General features: G+C 69.3%; 12 protein-coding genes and 1 pseudogene. 10 read left to right on the top strand and 3 right to left on the bottom strand.

Annotated elements, in window-relative coordinates; genetic code table 11:
• Positions 1-392: 392 nt before the first annotated feature.
• Together WME79_RS04105 and WME79_RS04100 are read left to right on the top strand one after the other, a co-directional pair.
• On the top strand, positions 393-2153 hold the full coding sequence (locus WME79_RS04105) for a DUF1592 domain-containing protein (RefSeq protein WP_437532157.1): 1761 nt from the start codon (positions 393-395) through the stop codon (positions 2151-2153).
• Between the two features lie 4 nt (positions 2154-2157).
• Complete coding sequence (locus WME79_RS04100) at positions 2158-3630, top strand: DUF1552 domain-containing protein (RefSeq protein WP_437532154.1); 1473 nt, start codon at positions 2158-2160, stop codon at positions 3628-3630.
• A 69-nt stretch (positions 3631-3699) separates the two neighbouring features.
• Here WME79_RS04100 and WME79_RS04095 read toward each other — a convergent pair whose 3' ends face one another.
• Entirely contained in the window at positions 3700-5325 is a 1626-nt protein-coding gene (locus WME79_RS04095; protein ID WP_437532152.1) for a GMC oxidoreductase, read from the bottom strand.
• 353 nt (positions 5326-5678) lie between these two features.
• On the opposite strand from WME79_RS04095, the gene WME79_RS04090 reads away from it, so the two are divergent.
• From WME79_RS04090 to WME79_RS04080, 3 genes and pseudogenes are all read left to right on the top strand, one after another.
• A complete protein-coding gene (locus tag WME79_RS04090; protein WP_437532149.1) occupies positions 5679-7160 on the top strand; it encodes an aryl-sulfate sulfotransferase in 1482 nt (493 codons plus the stop codon).
• 34 nt (positions 7161-7194) lie between these two features.
• Positions 7195-7473, top strand: coding sequence for a hypothetical protein (locus WME79_RS04085; RefSeq protein WP_437532146.1), 279 nt, complete (start codon positions 7195-7197; stop codon positions 7471-7473).
• Positions 7474-8575: 1102 nt separating this feature from the next.
• Positions 8576-8767 (top strand): annotated as a pseudogene (locus tag WME79_RS04080) (DUF6999 family protein); the annotation flags it as partial.
• 174 nt (positions 8768-8941) lie between these two features.
• Here the strand turns inward: WME79_RS04080 and WME79_RS04075 are convergent.
• On the bottom strand, positions 8942-9349 hold the full coding sequence (locus tag WME79_RS04075) for a hypothetical protein (RefSeq protein ID WP_437540130.1): 408 nt from the start codon (positions 9347-9349) through the stop codon (positions 8942-8944).
• A 1076-nt stretch (positions 9350-10425) separates the two neighbouring features.
• Here WME79_RS04075 and WME79_RS04070 point away from each other — a divergent pair.
• The 4 genes from WME79_RS04070 to WME79_RS04055 are packed head-to-tail and all read left to right on the top strand — an operon-like array spanning position 10426 to position 13197.
• A complete protein-coding gene (locus WME79_RS04070; protein WP_437532143.1) occupies positions 10426-10740 on the top strand; it encodes a hypothetical protein in 315 nt (104 codons plus the stop codon).
• Positions 10741-10784: 44 nt separating this feature from the next.
• Positions 10785-11504: a hypothetical protein gene (locus WME79_RS04065; protein WP_437532140.1), complete on the top strand. Its 720-nt coding sequence runs from the start codon at positions 10785-10787 to the stop codon at positions 11502-11504.
• Entirely contained in the window at positions 11447-12361 is a 915-nt protein-coding gene (locus WME79_RS04060; protein ID WP_437532137.1) for an SAM-dependent methyltransferase, read from the top strand. Before WME79_RS04065 ends, WME79_RS04060 begins: the two co-directional genes overlap by 58 nt.
• Positions 12358-13197: an SAM-dependent methyltransferase gene (locus WME79_RS04055; RefSeq protein WP_437532136.1), complete on the top strand. Its 840-nt coding sequence runs from the start codon at positions 12358-12360 to the stop codon at positions 13195-13197. The genes WME79_RS04060 and WME79_RS04055 overlap by 4 nt, the downstream gene beginning before the upstream one ends.
• Positions 13198-14541: 1344 nt before the next feature.
• Here WME79_RS04055 and WME79_RS04050 read toward each other — a convergent pair.
• Entirely contained in the window at positions 14542-14880 is a 339-nt protein-coding gene (locus WME79_RS04050) for a transposase (protein WP_437539759.1), read from the bottom strand.
• A gap of 107 nt (positions 14881-14987) precedes the next feature.
• Here WME79_RS04050 and WME79_RS04045 point away from each other — a divergent pair, with 107 nt between their 5' ends.
• Positions 14988-15965 (top strand): NAD-dependent epimerase/dehydratase family protein, encoded by a 978-nt coding sequence (locus WME79_RS04045; protein WP_437532133.1) that lies wholly within the window; start codon positions 14988-14990, stop codon positions 15963-15965.
• Positions 15966-15988 lie beyond the last annotated feature (23 nt).

The following is a 15988-nucleotide window of genomic DNA, read 5'->3' as shown; positions in this document are numbered from 1 at the left end:
ATCTTCAACCATCGAACCCTCGATGATAACGGCGCTCCTGTGAGAAGAAATTGAGCCGCCAAGGACGCCAAGAAGGGATTTTTATGGCTCCTCTTGGGTTTTTGGGGTCCTGACGGCTCTCTTCAATCAACGGCCCCTCGCGTCATTCGAGTCGATGACGTAAGATGTGCACAGGGTGCATGGTCACCATGCATCCTTTGAGCTGGATCCCACCGAGGAGTTCGTTAAATCTCCACGATGGTTGGAAGCCCCGGTTCGGCGATCGCTCGATGCCGATCCCCGGCGGAAGGCGAACACACAGCACAGCGCGGCTCGATAATTCCCGGGAGAATCGAGTAGAGGCCCCTGCGATCCAGCCCGCTGTGTTCAGCGACCGCGCGAGGACTGATGCCATGAAGCGAACGAAGCCTGGCGGCGTGAAACCCCTCGACGTTCTCGATAGATTCACCGCGCCAGGGCGGCGCGCGGCGGCGCTCGCCGGCGCGATTGTCCTCGCGGCACCCCACCTGCTCTCGGGCTGCGTCGGCGACCTCGGAGGCGACCGCGGAGGCGACCGCGGCGGGTCGCCGAGCGCGAGCGGGCTGGTCGACGTCGCTCCGGCGGGGATGCGCCGGATGACACCGGAGCAGTTCACGAGCTCGATGCGCGACCTGTTCGGCGATCCGGGGCTCGAGCTCGACCTCGACCCGGACGCGGGAGAGGCCGCCTCGCTCCTCGCCGTGGACAAGCTCAATGCCGCGGCGGAGGCGATCGTCGCGCGGCGCGCGTCGTGGGGGACACCGGTGTTCCCGTGCGACACGAGCGGCGCGGACGACGAGGCGTGCGTGGACAGCTTCGTGCGGACGTTCGGGCGCCGCGCCTTCCGGCGCACGCTCGACGAGGCCGAGGTCGCGATGCTCAAGGGCCAGTACACCCGGGCGCGGAAGGAGCAGTCGTTCGAGGACGCCCTCCTCGTCGTGCTCGAGACCATGATCCAGTCGCCCAACGTCTATTACTTCGTCGAGCTCGGCCGCGACGGCGACGGGAGCGAGCCGCTCGCCTCCGGCGTCCGTCGACTCACGGGCTGGGAGCGGGCGTCGCGCCTGTCGTATTTCCTCTGGAACACGACGCCGGACGACGCGCTGCTCGACGCAGCGGAGTCCGGCGCGCTCGACACGGCGGAGGGCGTGCGCGCGCAGGCGGAGCGGCTCCTCTCGAACGACCGCGCCCGCGCCACGGCGAGGCGCTTCTTCGCCGATTGGCTGGAGCTCAATGGCACGAACAAGCACGCCTCGCTCGAGAGCGCGCCGAAGAGCCCCGAGATCTATCCCGAGGATTCACCCGCGCTGCGCGCTGCCATGCGCACCGAGCTCGAGGCCCTCGCGGAGCGCGTGCTCTTCGAGGGGGACGGCAGGTTCGAGACGTTGCTCACGACGACGGACGCCTATGTGAACGGGCCCCTCGCCGCGCTCTACGGGGTGGAGGGCCCCGCCGACGAGCGCACGTTCTCGTGGGTCTCCCTCCCCCGCGATCAGCGCGCGGGGATCTTCACGCGGGCGGCCTTCCTGAGCGTGTTCGGCAGCCTCGAGGTCAAATCGCCGATCCGCCGCGGCGCGTACATCCTGGAGCAGGTGCTCTGCCGCCCCCTCGGCCCGCCGCCCCCCAACGCGAGCGACGTGCCGGTCAAGGGCGGAGCCGTCGAGGAGAACGGCGAGGTGGTGCACAGGACGATCCGCCAGGACGTCGAGGCCAAGACGTCGAGCGGCGCCTGCGCGAGCTGCCACAGGCTCATCAACCCGATTGGCTTCGCATTCGAACATTACGACGCGTTCGGGCGATGGCAGCCGCAGGAGGCGGGCGGGGACGCGCAGGCACCCACCATGCTCGACATCGACGCACGCGGCAGCCTCCCTGCGCTCCCTCCAGACAACGATGGCGTGGAGGTCGACGGCGGCGTCGGGATGTCGGCGGCCCTCGCGGCGAGCCCCGCGGCGCGCGCTTGCCTCACGAAGCGCTTCTTCCAGACGGCGCTCCGGCGCGTCCCGATCGACCAGGATCTCGCGTCGATCGAGGCGGCCACGCCGACGCCCGAGAGCGGCGGCAGCATGCGTGATCTCATCCTCTCCCTCACGACAAGCAATGCCTTCTTGCACCTGCGCCAGATCGAGGAGTGAACCCATGAGCCGCGCCGCTTTCAGCCGAAGGAATTTCCTCCGTACCGCGACCGGTCTGTGCATCGCCCTGCCGTTCCTCGAGGCAACCCATGGGGACGTCTGGGCCGCGAATGGCAGGGCCAGGCGGTTCATCGTGTTCTTCAGTCACGGGGGCACGATCACGTCTCGCCACTCCTCCGGGGAGAAGGGGGATCCATGGAAGCCGGGCGCCTGGAGCATGCTCGACCTCTGGGCGCCCGGCGACGAGGGGTCGGCGCTCGAGGTTCTCGGCGAAGAGATGGCGCCGCTCGAGGCCCACAAGGGCGACCTCACCCTGCTCCGCGGCGTCGACGACGCCGCTGGGATGCTCCAGGGAGACTACGGCGGGCACCACGGCTGCTCCAACGCGACCGTGCTCACCTGCGCCGCTACGACCTCGGGAGGCGACGACGCCAGGGCGCTCGGCCCATCGATCGATCAGGTGATCGCGCAGCGGCTCGCCGGCGACAGCCCGGCGCCGTTCTCGTCGATCGATCTCATGGTCGACGGACACAACTACGGAGAGCCGCTGTACAACGCGGCGGGCGAGCAGGTGTCCAGCGAGAAGGACCCGACGAGCGCCTTCGACCGGCTCTTCCAGGATGTCACGGAGACCGCGTCAGGTCCGACGCCCGAACAGCTCCGGCTCCGCGCCCACCGGAAGAGCGTCCTCGACGGCGTGAGCGAGCACCTCGCGGCCCTGAAGGGGCGCGTGAGCGCAGCCGACAGGCACCTGCTCGACGCGCATGCCGAGCACATCCGGAGCCTGGAGAAGAAGCTCGAGGGCATCTCCAACCTGGCGGCCTGCACGAAGCCGGACGTCGGCGGAGCGCCCGTGTACCAGGGATACGGATCCTACACGGGAGGGGGAATCGAGGAGGCCGCTCCCCTGCTGGTCGACGTCCTCCTGCATGCGTTCCGGTGCGGTCTCACGCACGTGGCCACCTTCCAGGTCGCCGACGTCCTGACGAGCTGGCTGCCCCAACCCTACAGCACCGACCTCGGCCACAGCCTCGGCCACGCCGCCCTCGACGTCGGCCCGAGCGGCGCGGAGCCCGACAGGCTCGAGGACTGGCGCGCGACCATCCTCGCGAACCGCAACTGGCGTATGGAGCTCTTCGCACGCCTGCTCGACGGGCTGAAGAGCACCCCCGAGGGCGACGGCACGATGCTCGACAACAGCGTCGTGCTCTTCACGAGCGAGTTCGGGTGCGGCGGCGGGCACTCGCCCCGCGATATCCCCGTCCTGCTCGCCGGCAAGGCAGGCGGCAGGTGGGCGGGCGGCCGCCACGTCAACTACAACAAGCGCGCGAGCGCGGATCCCACCCAGTCCGAGTACGAGACCGACGCCTCGATGCACAACGTCTACACATCGATCCTGCGCGCATTCGGCTACGAAGACGAGCACTTCGGAAACGACAAGGCGTACAGGAAGGGCCCGCTCGCGGAGCTGCCGTGATGGCTTCCCCTCTCACCGCTGGCCATCGCTGCGGCGAGCGCGACGACGCTCGCGATGAGCCATTTCAACTCACGCCTGTTCGTCCTCGGGGTGAAGCACCGCGGACCCGGAGAAGGTAGGGTTGTCGCGCCTCGGGGGCATCTTGCTCATCGCCCGTTCGGCCATCGCGGTGATGGTGAGCGACGGGTTCACGCCCAGGTTCGACGGCACCATCGAGCCGTCGACCACATAGAGGCCCTCGTGGCCGAACACCTGGTTGTGCTGGTCGATCACCCCGCGCTCGGGGCTCTCGGCGATGGCGCAGCCGCCAAGGATATGCGCCGTGGTCGGCACGTTGAGCACCGCTTCGTTGATCGCGTTGCGCGGGGTGCCGTCCATCAACACAGCGAGCCGCTTGCCGACCTCGTTGGCGACGGGGATGTACGCCGGCGGCTTTGGCTGGTCGGGCGGCCTGTGGGTGGTCATGCCGCCGCGTTTCCAGACAAGCTGCATGTAATTGTCCAGCGTCTGCATCACGAGGAGGATCGTGGAGCGCCTGGCGAATTTGAACGGCAGGAGCCCGGAGATGAAGTCGATGGGGTGGAGCAGCCGCCGCCCCAGCCAGCGCAGCCAGCGCGGCAGGCCTGGCGCGTCGTCGGTGAGCACCGTGCCCAGCGCGCCCATCACGTCGGAGCCGGCCGGGTAACGCACCGGCTCGATGTGCGTGCGCGCGTCGGGGTAGATGCCGCTCGTGATCGCAATACCACGCGAGTAGTCGACCCGATCGTCGCTGGCCGTCACCCCGAGGATGACCTCGCTGTTGGTGCGCACGTGATGGCCGAGCTGCGGGGAGAGATGGGGTAACCGGCCCTCGGCCCTCGCCTTCAACAGGAGCTTCACCGTGCCCAGCACGCCGGCGCTGAGCACCACCGCGCGCGCCCGGAGCGTGCGGCGGCGCTTCCTGAGCAGCGCGGTGGAGCGCTCCAGGGTGAGCTCGTAGCCGCCGCCCGGGAGCGCGTCGATGGCGGTGACCAGCGTCTCGGGCTGGATGGTACAGCCCTTCTTCTCGGCCAGATAAAGGTAGTTGAGGTCGAGCGTGTTCTTGGCGCCGAAGCGGCAGCCCACCATGCAGCCGCCGCAGTGGACGCACGTGGCGCGCTCGGGGCCCTCGCCGCCGAAGAACGGGTCCGGCAGGCGCTGCCCCTCCTGCTCGCCCTCCCTCGCGAAGAGGACGCCCACGCTGGCGACGTGGAAACTGTCCCCTCGGCCCATCTCGTCGGCGATCTGCCGGAGTTGCCGGTCGGCCGGCCAGAGCTTCGGGTTCGGGGTCACGCCGAGCATCCGCTTCGCGAGCTCGTAGAACGGCATCAGCTCGTCGCGCCAGCGCGTGCCAGCCGGCCAGCCGGGGCTGGCGAAGGCCTCGGGCGGGGGCACCAGCAAGGTGTTGGCGTAGACCAGCGAGCCGCCGCCCACGCCCGCGCCCGAGAGGATGAGCGTGTCCCTGAGCAGCGTCAGCCGCTGGATGCCGTGACAGAGCAGCCTGGGCGCCCAGAGGAACTTCCGTACATTCCAGTTGGTCTTCGGGAAATCCTCCTTGCGCCAGCGCTTGCCGCACTCGAGCACGGTGACGCTGTAGCCCTTCTCGGTGAGGCGCAGCGCGGAGACGCTGCCGCCGAAGCCAGAACCCACGATGGCGAAGTCGACGTCGAAATCCATGCCGCCCGCTTCTCGAGGCGGAGTATGACCCGGTCAGTCTCCCGAGCCCACCGCGGACGCGGCTCGGCCTCGCGCCTCGCGCTCCGCCGACGAAGCGCCCGCGCTTCCACGCCGCCGCCGCCGCGAGCGACGCGCGCCGTCCTGGAGAGGCGTGCGCCTCCGCACGGATCTCGGCGGCCGGAGGACGCTCTCGACGTCCGCGGTGCGCCCAGGCCAGCGCGGGTGCTGGTCGGCTGCTCGCTGCGCAGCAGCGTTGCGCGGCAGCGCCCGGCGCAACACCTCCACCCGCGGTTTCCACCGCTGGTACGCCCCGTGCGTAGCGCCACCGCGGACGAGACGAGGAGACGCGAACCATGGGCCATCCGACGATTTACCCCACCGGGGTCACCCTCTATGACCCGGACCGGAGCTGGAACGGCTATACGATCTTCCAGGCTGCAGGGCTCGGCGCGCTGCTCATCGACATGAACGGCCGCGAGGTGCAGCTCTGGAGTGGGCTGCACGGGTTTCCCAACAAGCTGTTGCCCGGTGGACAGGTGTTCGGCAGCACCGGGGAGCGCGACCCGCGGCACGGGGCGCAGGACCAGATCGACCTCGTCCAGGTCGACTGGGAAGGCAACGTGGTGTGGCGCTTCGACCGCCTCGAGCACATCCACGATCCCGGCGAGGCGCCGCGCTGGCTTTCGCGCCAGCACCACGACTTCCAGCGGCAGGGCAATCCGGTTGGCTATTACGCGCCCGGCCAGGACCCGCTGGTCGACCGGGGGAGCACGTTCCTGCTCGTGCACGAGAACGTGCAGAACATCGCCATCTCCGAGCACCCGCTGCTCGATGACAAGATCATCGAGGTGGACTGGAAGGGCAACATCGTGTGGGAGTGGCGCGCCCATGAGCACGTCGAGGAGCTGGGCTTCGATGAGGCCGCGCGCGCCGCCCTGCGCCGCGATCCCAACCTGCGCGCGCCGGGTGGCAGCGTCCTCGGCGCGGGCCCCGCGGGCGGGGGGATCGGCGACTGGCTGCACATCAACTCGCTGTCTCTGCTCGGGCCGAACCGGTGGTACGACGCCGGGGACAAGCGCTTTCACCCCGACAACCTGATCTGGGACGCGCGCGAGGCGAACATCATCGCGATCGTCGACAAGAAGACGGGGCGGATCGTGTGGAAGCTCGGCCCGCGGTACGACGGCAACGAGGCGGAGCGCCGGCTCGGCTGGATCATCGGCCAGCACCACGCCCACCTCATCCCGCGCGGGCTACCGGGCGAGGGCAATCTCCTTGTCTTCGACAACGGCGGCTGGGCCGGATACGGCGCCCCCAACCCCGGCGCGCCGAGGGGCCTCAAGACGGCCCTGCGCGACCACTCGCGGGTGCTGGAGATCGACCCCACCACGCTGGAGATCCGCTGGCAATACACGCCCAAGGAGGCGGGCTTCGTGATGCCGCTCGACGCGGCGCGCTTCTACAGCCCCTTCATCAGCAGCGCTCAGCGGCTGCCCAACGGCAACACGCTCATCACCGAGGGCTCCGACGGCCGCATCTTCGAGGTCACCGCGGGGCACGAGATCGTCTGGGAGTACATCAGCCCTTACTGGCGCAAACCCCCGCTCAGCCTCAACCTGGTGTACCGGGCCTACAGGGCGCCGTACGCCTGGGTGCCCCAGCTCCCGGCGCCGCGGCAGACGCCGGTGCCGCGGCTCGACGTCACCACGTTCCGCCTCCCGGGCGCGGCGCCCCTCGGCCGGGACCGGGTGGTGGAGCTCCGCGGCGCCCAGGGCTACGCCGCCGAGGCGGATTTCTGCGTCGCGCCCACGGAGGGGAGCGAGGCGCAGAGGTGATCGGCGTCAGGCGGACCTGCGCGCGGGCGCCCACGTGCTCGGCGCGCTGCCGTGCGCCTCGCGGCGCGGCGAGCCGGCCTCGTCGGTCGCTGCGCGGAACGACGAGCGCTCGCTGCTGGTGACCGGCGGGGCGCTCGCGGAGGCGCCCCGGGACGCGCTGCGCGCGGCGGCCGCGCCCGGAGCCGAGGAGGCGTCGGCGGGCCTTCTGTGGTGGGGTGCGTGGCGGCCTGGTCCCGACGAGCGCGCGGTCGCCCGCGGCGGCGGCGCGGAGCCGAAGCGCCGCGACTCGACCGCGGTGCGCCGGGAGGGGTGAGCGCCCGGCTCCGAGCCCTCCAGCGGCTGCGCGCCATCCGGAGGCGCGGCGTCCCCCCACCGGTCGTCCCAGGCCTCGATCCTCGCGTCCGCCAGCTGGCGCGCGACCACCTCGAAGAGACGATCGAACGCGGAGCGCTGGGTCTGGTCGCGGGCCGTACGGTCCCGCTCCCCCGCAGGATGGGGGAGGAGAAGGATCGAAGCTATCCGGAAGTGAAGGCCAAAGGCGAGCACGACCTCGGATGCCCCAGCCGATCCTCGGCGGCCCGCCGCTCCCCTCGGAAATTCCCCCGAACCCGAGCACGCCGCCGGGGCTGCCGCAGCGACCGCAGCAACCCTCGCAAGAAATAAGGATTCCCGCCTCATACCCGTACGTACCCCGAGCGTTCTCGTTCGGCTCAACGAAAACGCACGGCGCTCTCAGCGGAAGTTTCCTGTTAGGAGCTCTTCCTTTGTGGCGGCGAGGCGGTCCGCGGGAGAAGAGGGAGCGCAGCACGACGATGAAGTTCCGTGTCTGCCGGAGGTCGTGGACGGCGCAGCCGACAATACGCAGCTGCGTTGACGCCATCACGCCCCCGATGACCGGCGTACGCTGGAGCGGCCCCTCTTCCGTGTCCTCGACCCCCTAGTTCCGTCCTCCAGAGGTTCGGCCAGGGATCCCGGCGAGAGATTTCAACGCAAAGTCGCAAAGTCGCAAAGTCGCAATAACAGACTTTGTGCATTTTTGCGCCTTTGCGCCCTTGGCGTCTTTGCGTCAAATTCTCGCTTCGTTCGCGAGACAGATCCCTGGCGGGACGATTCTGTGAGGGCGAACCGTCGCGATCCGGTGCTTTGCCCGGGATTTCAGGGAGGCCTGACGACGGATTGCAGCCCGTCGGTGGGGGTGGGCCCAACCGGCGAGCCTCGATCCTGGGAAGCTCGCGTCGGCCGACACGTCGCCTCGGGCCGTCGTGGTTGCCTCGCTCGCCGGCACCCTGAACCGCGCCGTCGTCCTTGGGGATGAGGAGGCGGCGCGGATCGTTCACGAGGCGATCGGTCGGCTGCTCGGCCTGGTGCCAGCACCGGAGGGGAGAGAAAGGTCGCGCCGACGGTAGCAAGCCGCATTGACGAGGCGCCCGGATAGGACAGGTGCGGAGCGGGCGAGCAACTCGCTGCAGCTCGACGAGATCATCGCGCTCTACGTTGGCAAGATCCTGAACGACCCGCTGCCTGTCGCCCTGGTGCACAACCATCACCCCATGGTGCCCAGATCGACGCTCGAGGCCGGCTTTCGGTGGACGCTGCACGGCCTCGACTCTGAGACGTTCCTCGAACGCCGCCGTTCCAGAACGCCCCCTGGCATCGTTCCGGCCATCTTCGCATACTCCGGACGTAATCCTCAGTGTCGCGGCGACGGGACGGCCGGTGCCCTCGACGAGCTGACGTGCCGGCGCGTTCCGCGCGTTTCGGGCGGAATCCCGCCCTCCCGCTCAGCGGCTGCTCGCGACCTGAGCGCCCTGCCCCAAGCGCTGGGCGAGGGAGCGGCGCGCCCACACGATGGCCGGCCCCGGGTGCTCGAAGACCGCCTGGGGAAAAGCCGGCGGCGACAGCCAGCGGATCGCCGTGAGCGCGCCGCGGGCCAGGGCGCTGCTGAGCACGTAGGCCTGCCCTGCGTTGTACATCCGATCAATGGCCAGAAGCCGCCGATCGGTGTCGGCCACGAGCTGCCGCTGCTTCGCCGAGATCCCGCGCGCCTTGCGGGCGTCGATGACGAGCGCATACGGCCCCCTGAGCGCCTCGCAGAAGGCGCAGAGCTCTTCGTGGAGGCGAATGAAGAGGTGTTCATCGAGCCGCTCCGGCAACGTGAACACGAGGAGCGGCGATTCCGAGTCGTCCACCCAGGGATGCTCCCACTGGTACATTGACATCGATCCTACCGGAGCGGTCGCCGAGGATGGAAGGCTTGCGTCCATGGCGTCGAACGCAACCGCCGCGCCCGCGCGGTGCCCCGCCTGCGCCCTGCGGGCGCCTGGGGAAGGTGCGCGACGGCCACGACGTGGCCTAGCGCGCCCACACGGCTCTCCGTCGCTGACGCACGCCGCCCTGGACCGCGGAGCACGGGACGTCTCCACCCGACCGGACGGCGCGGGGTGGGCCTAGAGCGACAAACGGGTTGAAACCCCATGCAAACAGCAGCGGATAGGAAACCATAGAGCTCTCGGCCGCACCAAGCCCCGTGGGAACGGCGCCGGGCGAGCCGTCTATCGCGCATCAAACACCCGCTCGCCCCGTCGCAGGGATCGCGCGCCGTGCATTGGGTGCAGCTCTGGCTCGACGACCGCGACGTGCGTTCGCCATGACGGGCTCGGGCCGGGTGCCCACCTACGACGCGTCGAACCCGAACGCCATCGGTTCCCACGTTGGATCGCGCGCGGGTGCTGCCGTTCGGGGCTGCGAGGGCAAGTTCAGATGATCGAGGATGCGGCGCACCACCGCTGAGTCGGTGATCGTGGAAAGCACGCGCATCCTCCGTTCGCATCTCGGGCAGCGGAGCGCATCGAAGCCGAACGAACGCTTCATGAGCACGGCCCACTCGACGTAGCGCGACGTTGCGAACAACTCCCCTTCGAGCAGCCGCCCCCAGGCGCGCCGAGCGCGAGGTTGGACGCTCGCTTTCGTGACGTTTCCGTCGTCAACGCGACTGCGAGGTGCGCTCCGGAAGCGTGGGTTTACCGAGTCGGGCGTGGTTGTGCTCGCCTCTCTTCGACGTCATGCTCGGCGAAGGAGGCGGCCCACTCGACGCGCTCGTCCGCTACGCACTGCCCGTCGGCGGCGGCCTCTACGTAGCTTCACCGTCCGAAGCATAGCTCCGCGAGGCCACTCCGTGACGCCGCCTCTTAAAGCTTGCCCTTTCGACTGGCCGCCATCCCCCAGTCGCTTCCCATTTCGCCCCACACCTCAGAAGGAGAACGGCATGAGCTACGAATCGAGACTAGGTCCTAGCCTGGTTGGCTATAACCTGACGCACTCGGGATACGAATACGTTCAGAGGATACTGGATCTCGGGATGCTGGAGGGGGAGCTCGGCCATATGAAGCCGACCCCCGCGGTGGCGGAAATCATCAAGGCGCTCCACACCGTCCTCGCGGGGGGCGAGGTAAAGATCGAGACGGTCCATCGGGGAAATCCAGACATCGTGAACGAGCTCCAGGAACGCACGGAGCAGATGCAGTACGACGCTAACACAATCAACGAGAAGAGCGGCTTCTACGTGACGCTTACCTCCTGAGCTTCGTGGCCATCGTTTCGACCCAACTCAATATGAGCGGCGGGATGATCTTCCAGCACGCGCTCCGCATCGTGTCGCGGAGCGAGCTCGGCGACGAGGCCGAGCGCGAGATTCTCCGCGCACTCGAGGCGGCGCGGCCTGGAAACCTCGCGTTTTCCTACCTCGCCACGGCGGGGCTCGAGCTCCCTCGGGAGCTCGTCCTCAATCGGTGCGCAGCGAACTTCTTCGGCTACGCGTGCATCAACCTCACCGACGATCTGTCGGACGGCGACTGCACGTACTTGCCGGAGCCCGCGCGCACCGGGCCGACGGTGCAGTACCTGCTCCAGAACCTCTTCGCCGCGACGATGGTGAAGGCGTCGATCCCCGCGGACACCATCGCGCACGTCGCCGCGGATCTCCTCGCCGCTGGCGCGGCGCAGCTCGCCGAGACACGCACGACCGAGTGGAACTACGCGCGCTCGCGGGCCCTCGCCGAGGGCGGCGCGGGGCGGCAGTGGGCGGCGTACGGGCGCGTCCTCTTCGCCGCGACGCCCCTCGATGAGCGCGGGCCGCGTCTCACCCACGACCTCGGCATCGTCGGGCACGTCGCCCGCGACGTCGAGTCCAACGACGTCCGCATAACGTCGCTCACGGAGGACGATCGAAATCGATTCTTGGACTGGGCCCGAATGCTCTCTCGCAATCTCAGAGAGGAGAACCTCGAATGGATCGAGCTGGGACTCCGGTCGACGGACCGAGCGCTGTGCCCTCGTCCGCGCTGACCACCTCCGATGGCATACGACCGACGCGCAACGAAATCGCCACTTACTACGACGAGAAGACGGCGCGCATCCTCGACAAGTACGGACCGGGTCCGAAGGTCCATTACCACACGGGTCTCGTGGACCGCGCGTCGGTCGTGCCGCACGCGCAGTCCGATCTGCGGCGGACCATGCGCTCCGCGCAGGAGGCGGTCCTCGTGTACATGGCCGACTCGCTGCCCGACCGCGGCCGCGGCGTCCGCCTCCTCGACGTCGGGTGTGGCCTCGGCGGCGGCTCGATCTTCTGGGCCGAGCGCGGCGCCCAGGTGACTGCGATCACCATCGCCGCGCGCCACGTCGATCTCGTGCGCGGCTTCGCGCGCGAAGCGGGCGTGGGCGGGCGCCTCGACGTCCTCTGCGCAGACGCGCACACGCTCCCGGGCGAAGCACTCTACGACGCCGCCGTCGCCGTCGAGAGCTCGTCCTACCTCGATCGCGCGGTGTGGCTCCGCCGCGTCGGGCGCTTGCTCCGCCGCGGCGGCACGGTCCACGTCTTCGACTGGATGGTGCCCCGCCCCGGCGCCGCCCCCGGCGTCGACGCCCACTGGAAGACGCGCATGGGCACACCCACCGAGTACGAGACCCAGGGCCGCGCGGGCGGCCTGCGCATAGCGGCGTACGAGATCCTGAACGATCGCACGAGCGACTTCTGGGTGCTCGCGCGGCGATGGAACGAGATGGCGCTCGCGGCGCCCGACCTCCCGCCCCCGGAGCGTGCGCGCCTCGAGCGATCGACGACCGAGCTCTCGGCCCTGGAGGCAGCGTTCCGCGAGGGCTCCGTGCTCTCCGTTCACATGGTGCTGGAGCAAATGGGATGACACAGACGATCGACATGCCGGACTTCGCCGCCGTCGGGCGGCACTACGACGCGAAGGGCACGGACGACCTCAACTACCTATCCTCGGAGGACGGCCTCATCGTCCACCACCACACCGGCTGGTTCGAGGGCGGCGTGGTCCCTCCGCTCGACGACGAGGCGAGCATCCTCCGCGAGCTCGGACGGAGCGAGACCCGCCTCACCGAGCTCGGCGCGCGGATGCTGGCGCTCCGGGTGGGCGAGCACGGGCTCGACTGCGGCTGCGGGCGCGGCGCATCGTCCCTCCTCTTCGCGAAGCACCATGGAGTGACGATGGAGGGCATCACCGTCTCCGCTACGCAGGAGGCCTTCGCGACCTCCGCAGCGCGGTCCCTCGGTCTCACAGCGACGGCGCGCTTCTTCGTGGAGAACGTCTACGATGCGAAGCGCCCGACCGCCGCGTACGACTTCGTCTGGGCCTGCGAGAGCACCGAGTACATGGCCGATCGCCGCGCGCTCTTCGCGGAGTGGGCCCGTGTGCTCAATCCTTCCGGCCGCGCAGTCGTCTTCGTCCTCACGTGCGTCGCCTCACGGCGCCATGAGATCGACGACGCGATCCGCGCGCTCGACACCCACTATGTCTCGCGCATCGGCGACCTCTGCGAGTACACCGACGGCGCCGCCGCGAACGGCATGCGCGTCGACGACGTGGTCGGCCTCGAGCGGGAGACCCTGCCCTACTGGCGCCTCCGCCTCCGCTCGAAGCACCGCGCCGGCACCGAGCCGCTCCTGATCCGCGCGTTCGAAAGTGGCGCCCTCCGCTTTCTCGCGATGCGGTTCGTGAAGCCGGGTTCGTAGGTTGAATTTTAAATCGAGCCGCGACCTCACCAAGGAACGGTCGTCGGGGTCCCCACCTGCGCACGCGCTGTCGGGAGTCCCACCTCGATCGGGGACTCGGCGATCTCCCCCTCGAACGCGGGGCTCCTCGCCCGAGTGTGGGCGGCGCCTCCGTGGACAACTTCAGATGAGCGAGGCTAGATGAAGAGGCAAGCAAAGCTCCGTCCACCCATTCCGAAATTCGACAGATTGCCACAACGCTTCTCATCCTGAGAATTCGTCGCATGCGGGCAAAGCGCGTAGCTCAGGATTAATCCGCTACCGAGGGTGAAGGCGCTGCATACGAGCCCGACTGGGCTCCACTTCTGCTGTACCTGACCAATGTGCCCATCGGGCTCGCTCGCGAGCGCCTCGTCCGTCTCGCCGATCGATTCCGCACCGCCGAGCACCGACGCACATGAGACGTCTTCGTAGCTCCCGGATGCGAGAGTGAGCGAGCCTGTCAACCAGTGCCACGGCCCTTTGTGGCTCCGGAGCGAAGCGCCCGAGCTCGGCACACGCTCGGATCCGCGGAGGCGTCCACTTCGAGCTGCAGCGGAGTTGCTCGTGCGATCGAGCGATGGAGAAGGACTCGCCGCAAACGAACAATTACGTTTATGGACGAACAATTGCACCGACTTGCGGATAGGAAAGCGGATAGGAAACCATAGAGCTCTCGGCCGCGTCGAGCCCCGTGGGAACGGCGCCGGGCGAGCCGTCTATCGCGCATCAAACACCCGCTCGCCCCGTCGCAGGGACCGCGCGCCGTGCATTGGGTGCAGCTCTGGCTCGACGACCGCGACGTGCGTTCGCCATGACGGGCTCGGGCCGGGTGCCCACCTACGCCGCGTCGAACCCGAACGCCATCGGTTCCCACGTTGGATCGCGCGCGGGTGCTGCCGTTCGGGGCTGCGAGGGCAAGTTCAGATGATCGAGGATGCGGCGCACCACCGCTGAGTCGGTGATCGTGGAAAGCACGCGCATCCTCCGTTCGCATCTCGGGCAGCGGAGCGCATCGAAGCCGAACGAACGCTACATGAGCACGGCCCACTCGACGTAGCGCGACGTTGCGAACAACTCCCCTTCGAGCAGCCGCCCCCAGTGCAAGACCGAGATCAGGGTCGGCTCAACTCGCACCGTGGGCTCGGCATGCGCGAGCGACCTCGCTGAGAGCGCCGGCGGAGCGCACGGCGACGCGGGCGCGGGCGATGCGGACGCGGCGGGCAGAGACGCGTGCCCCGAGCACGGCTCAGACTTCGCGGCGCGGGCCGGAGGTTTGGGTGTCACGAGAGAGCGCCACGACGAGCGAGGCGCGAACACGCCATGCTATCTCACAAGCGGGATCTTCGGCGGAGGAATCAAAGCCGCGAGCCGGGCCATGAACTCCATTGGACTCATGACGCGGTGAGTGCGTCCCCGCCGAGGTGTCTTCAGCAAGTACGCCATACGCCCATCGGGCAGGAGCTCGATTCGATCGAGTGCGAAGGCCGGGCGGGAGCAGTACCGCACGAGCCTCTCGCGCGCGGGTCGTCGACCGCCGTCATCCGCTGCGATGCGCACCGCGCAATGCACGTCGAACCCGTCGCACGCCGCGGAGAAGCGTCGCTCTCGGCGCTCGAAAGCCGCGTCGGGACTGTCCTTGTGCTCGTTTGGCCGCAAGCGCACGCAGCTCAAACGGCTGCTCGGCGAGACCACGCCCGAGCTCGCGTCGTGACCTCTGCTGTGGGCTGAATCGCTTGCCCCGACAGGGGTTTCACGACAGCGTTGCCGTCGTGAAGATCCTGGTGCTGGGCGGTTCGAAGTTCCTGTCCAAGGCGGTCGCGGCGGATGCCGTCGCCCGCGGCCACGATGTCACGTGCGCCAACCGTGGCACCTCCGGGTCAGTGCCCGAGGGCGCGGCGCTCGTGCGTTGGGACCGCTCCGAGCCGGTGCCCGCCGACCTCGCTGCCACGGCGTACGACGCGGTCGTCGACGTCGCCCGGGTGCCGTCGTGGGTGCATGCCGCCGTGGACGCCTTCCCCGACGCGCACTGGGTCTTCGTGTCGACCCTCAACGTCTACCCGGACCCTCACGAGCCGTTCGGCACGCCCGCCACGTCGCCGCTGCGCGAGCCGCTGACCGAGGACGTCGACCCGAGCTCGAGCCCGGAGGCGTACGGCCGGATGAAGGTCGCGTGCGAGCAGACCGTGCGCGCGGGCGCCGCGTCGGCGACGATCATCCGGCCCGGGCTCATCGTCGGGCCGGAGGACCCGACCGGCCGGTTCACGTACTGGCCCGCACGGTTCGCCGGCGGCGGCGAGGCGCTGGCCGGCGGCAGCCCGGACGACCGGCTGCAGGTGATCGACGTCCGCGACCTGGCGGCGTGGATCGTGACCTGCGCCGAGCAGCGGACGACCGGCGACTACGACGGCGTCGGCGAGGTGCTGCCCGCGGGTGAGCTGCTCGCCCGGGTGGCTGCCGGCGTCGGCGCGACGCCGGAGCTGACCTGGGTGCCGCACGAGCTCCTGGAGGAGCAGGGCGTCGAGCCGTGGGCGGGCCCGGGCTCGCTGCCGCTGTGGCTGCCCCGTCCGCTCTACGACGGCATGGCCGCACACGACCCCGCCCCGTCGTACGCTGCCGGACTGACCCTGCGACCGGTCGCGGACACCGCCCGCGACACCCTCGAGTGGCTGCGGGCGACGCCGGACGCCGTCGTCACGGGGATGACCCGGGAGCGCGAGGCCGAGGTGCTGGTGGCCACCCGGAGCTGACCGACCCTGCCTCGACTAACGCC

Origin of the sequence: Sorangium sp. So ce726, assembly GCF_051521405.1 — a bacterium.
In the GTDB taxonomy this organism is placed as follows: domain Bacteria; phylum Myxococcota_A; class Polyangia; order Polyangiales; family Polyangiaceae; genus Sorangium.
The sequence above is the reverse complement of the archived record's forward strand: the minus strand, read 5'-3'. Positions and strand labels throughout refer to the sequence as shown.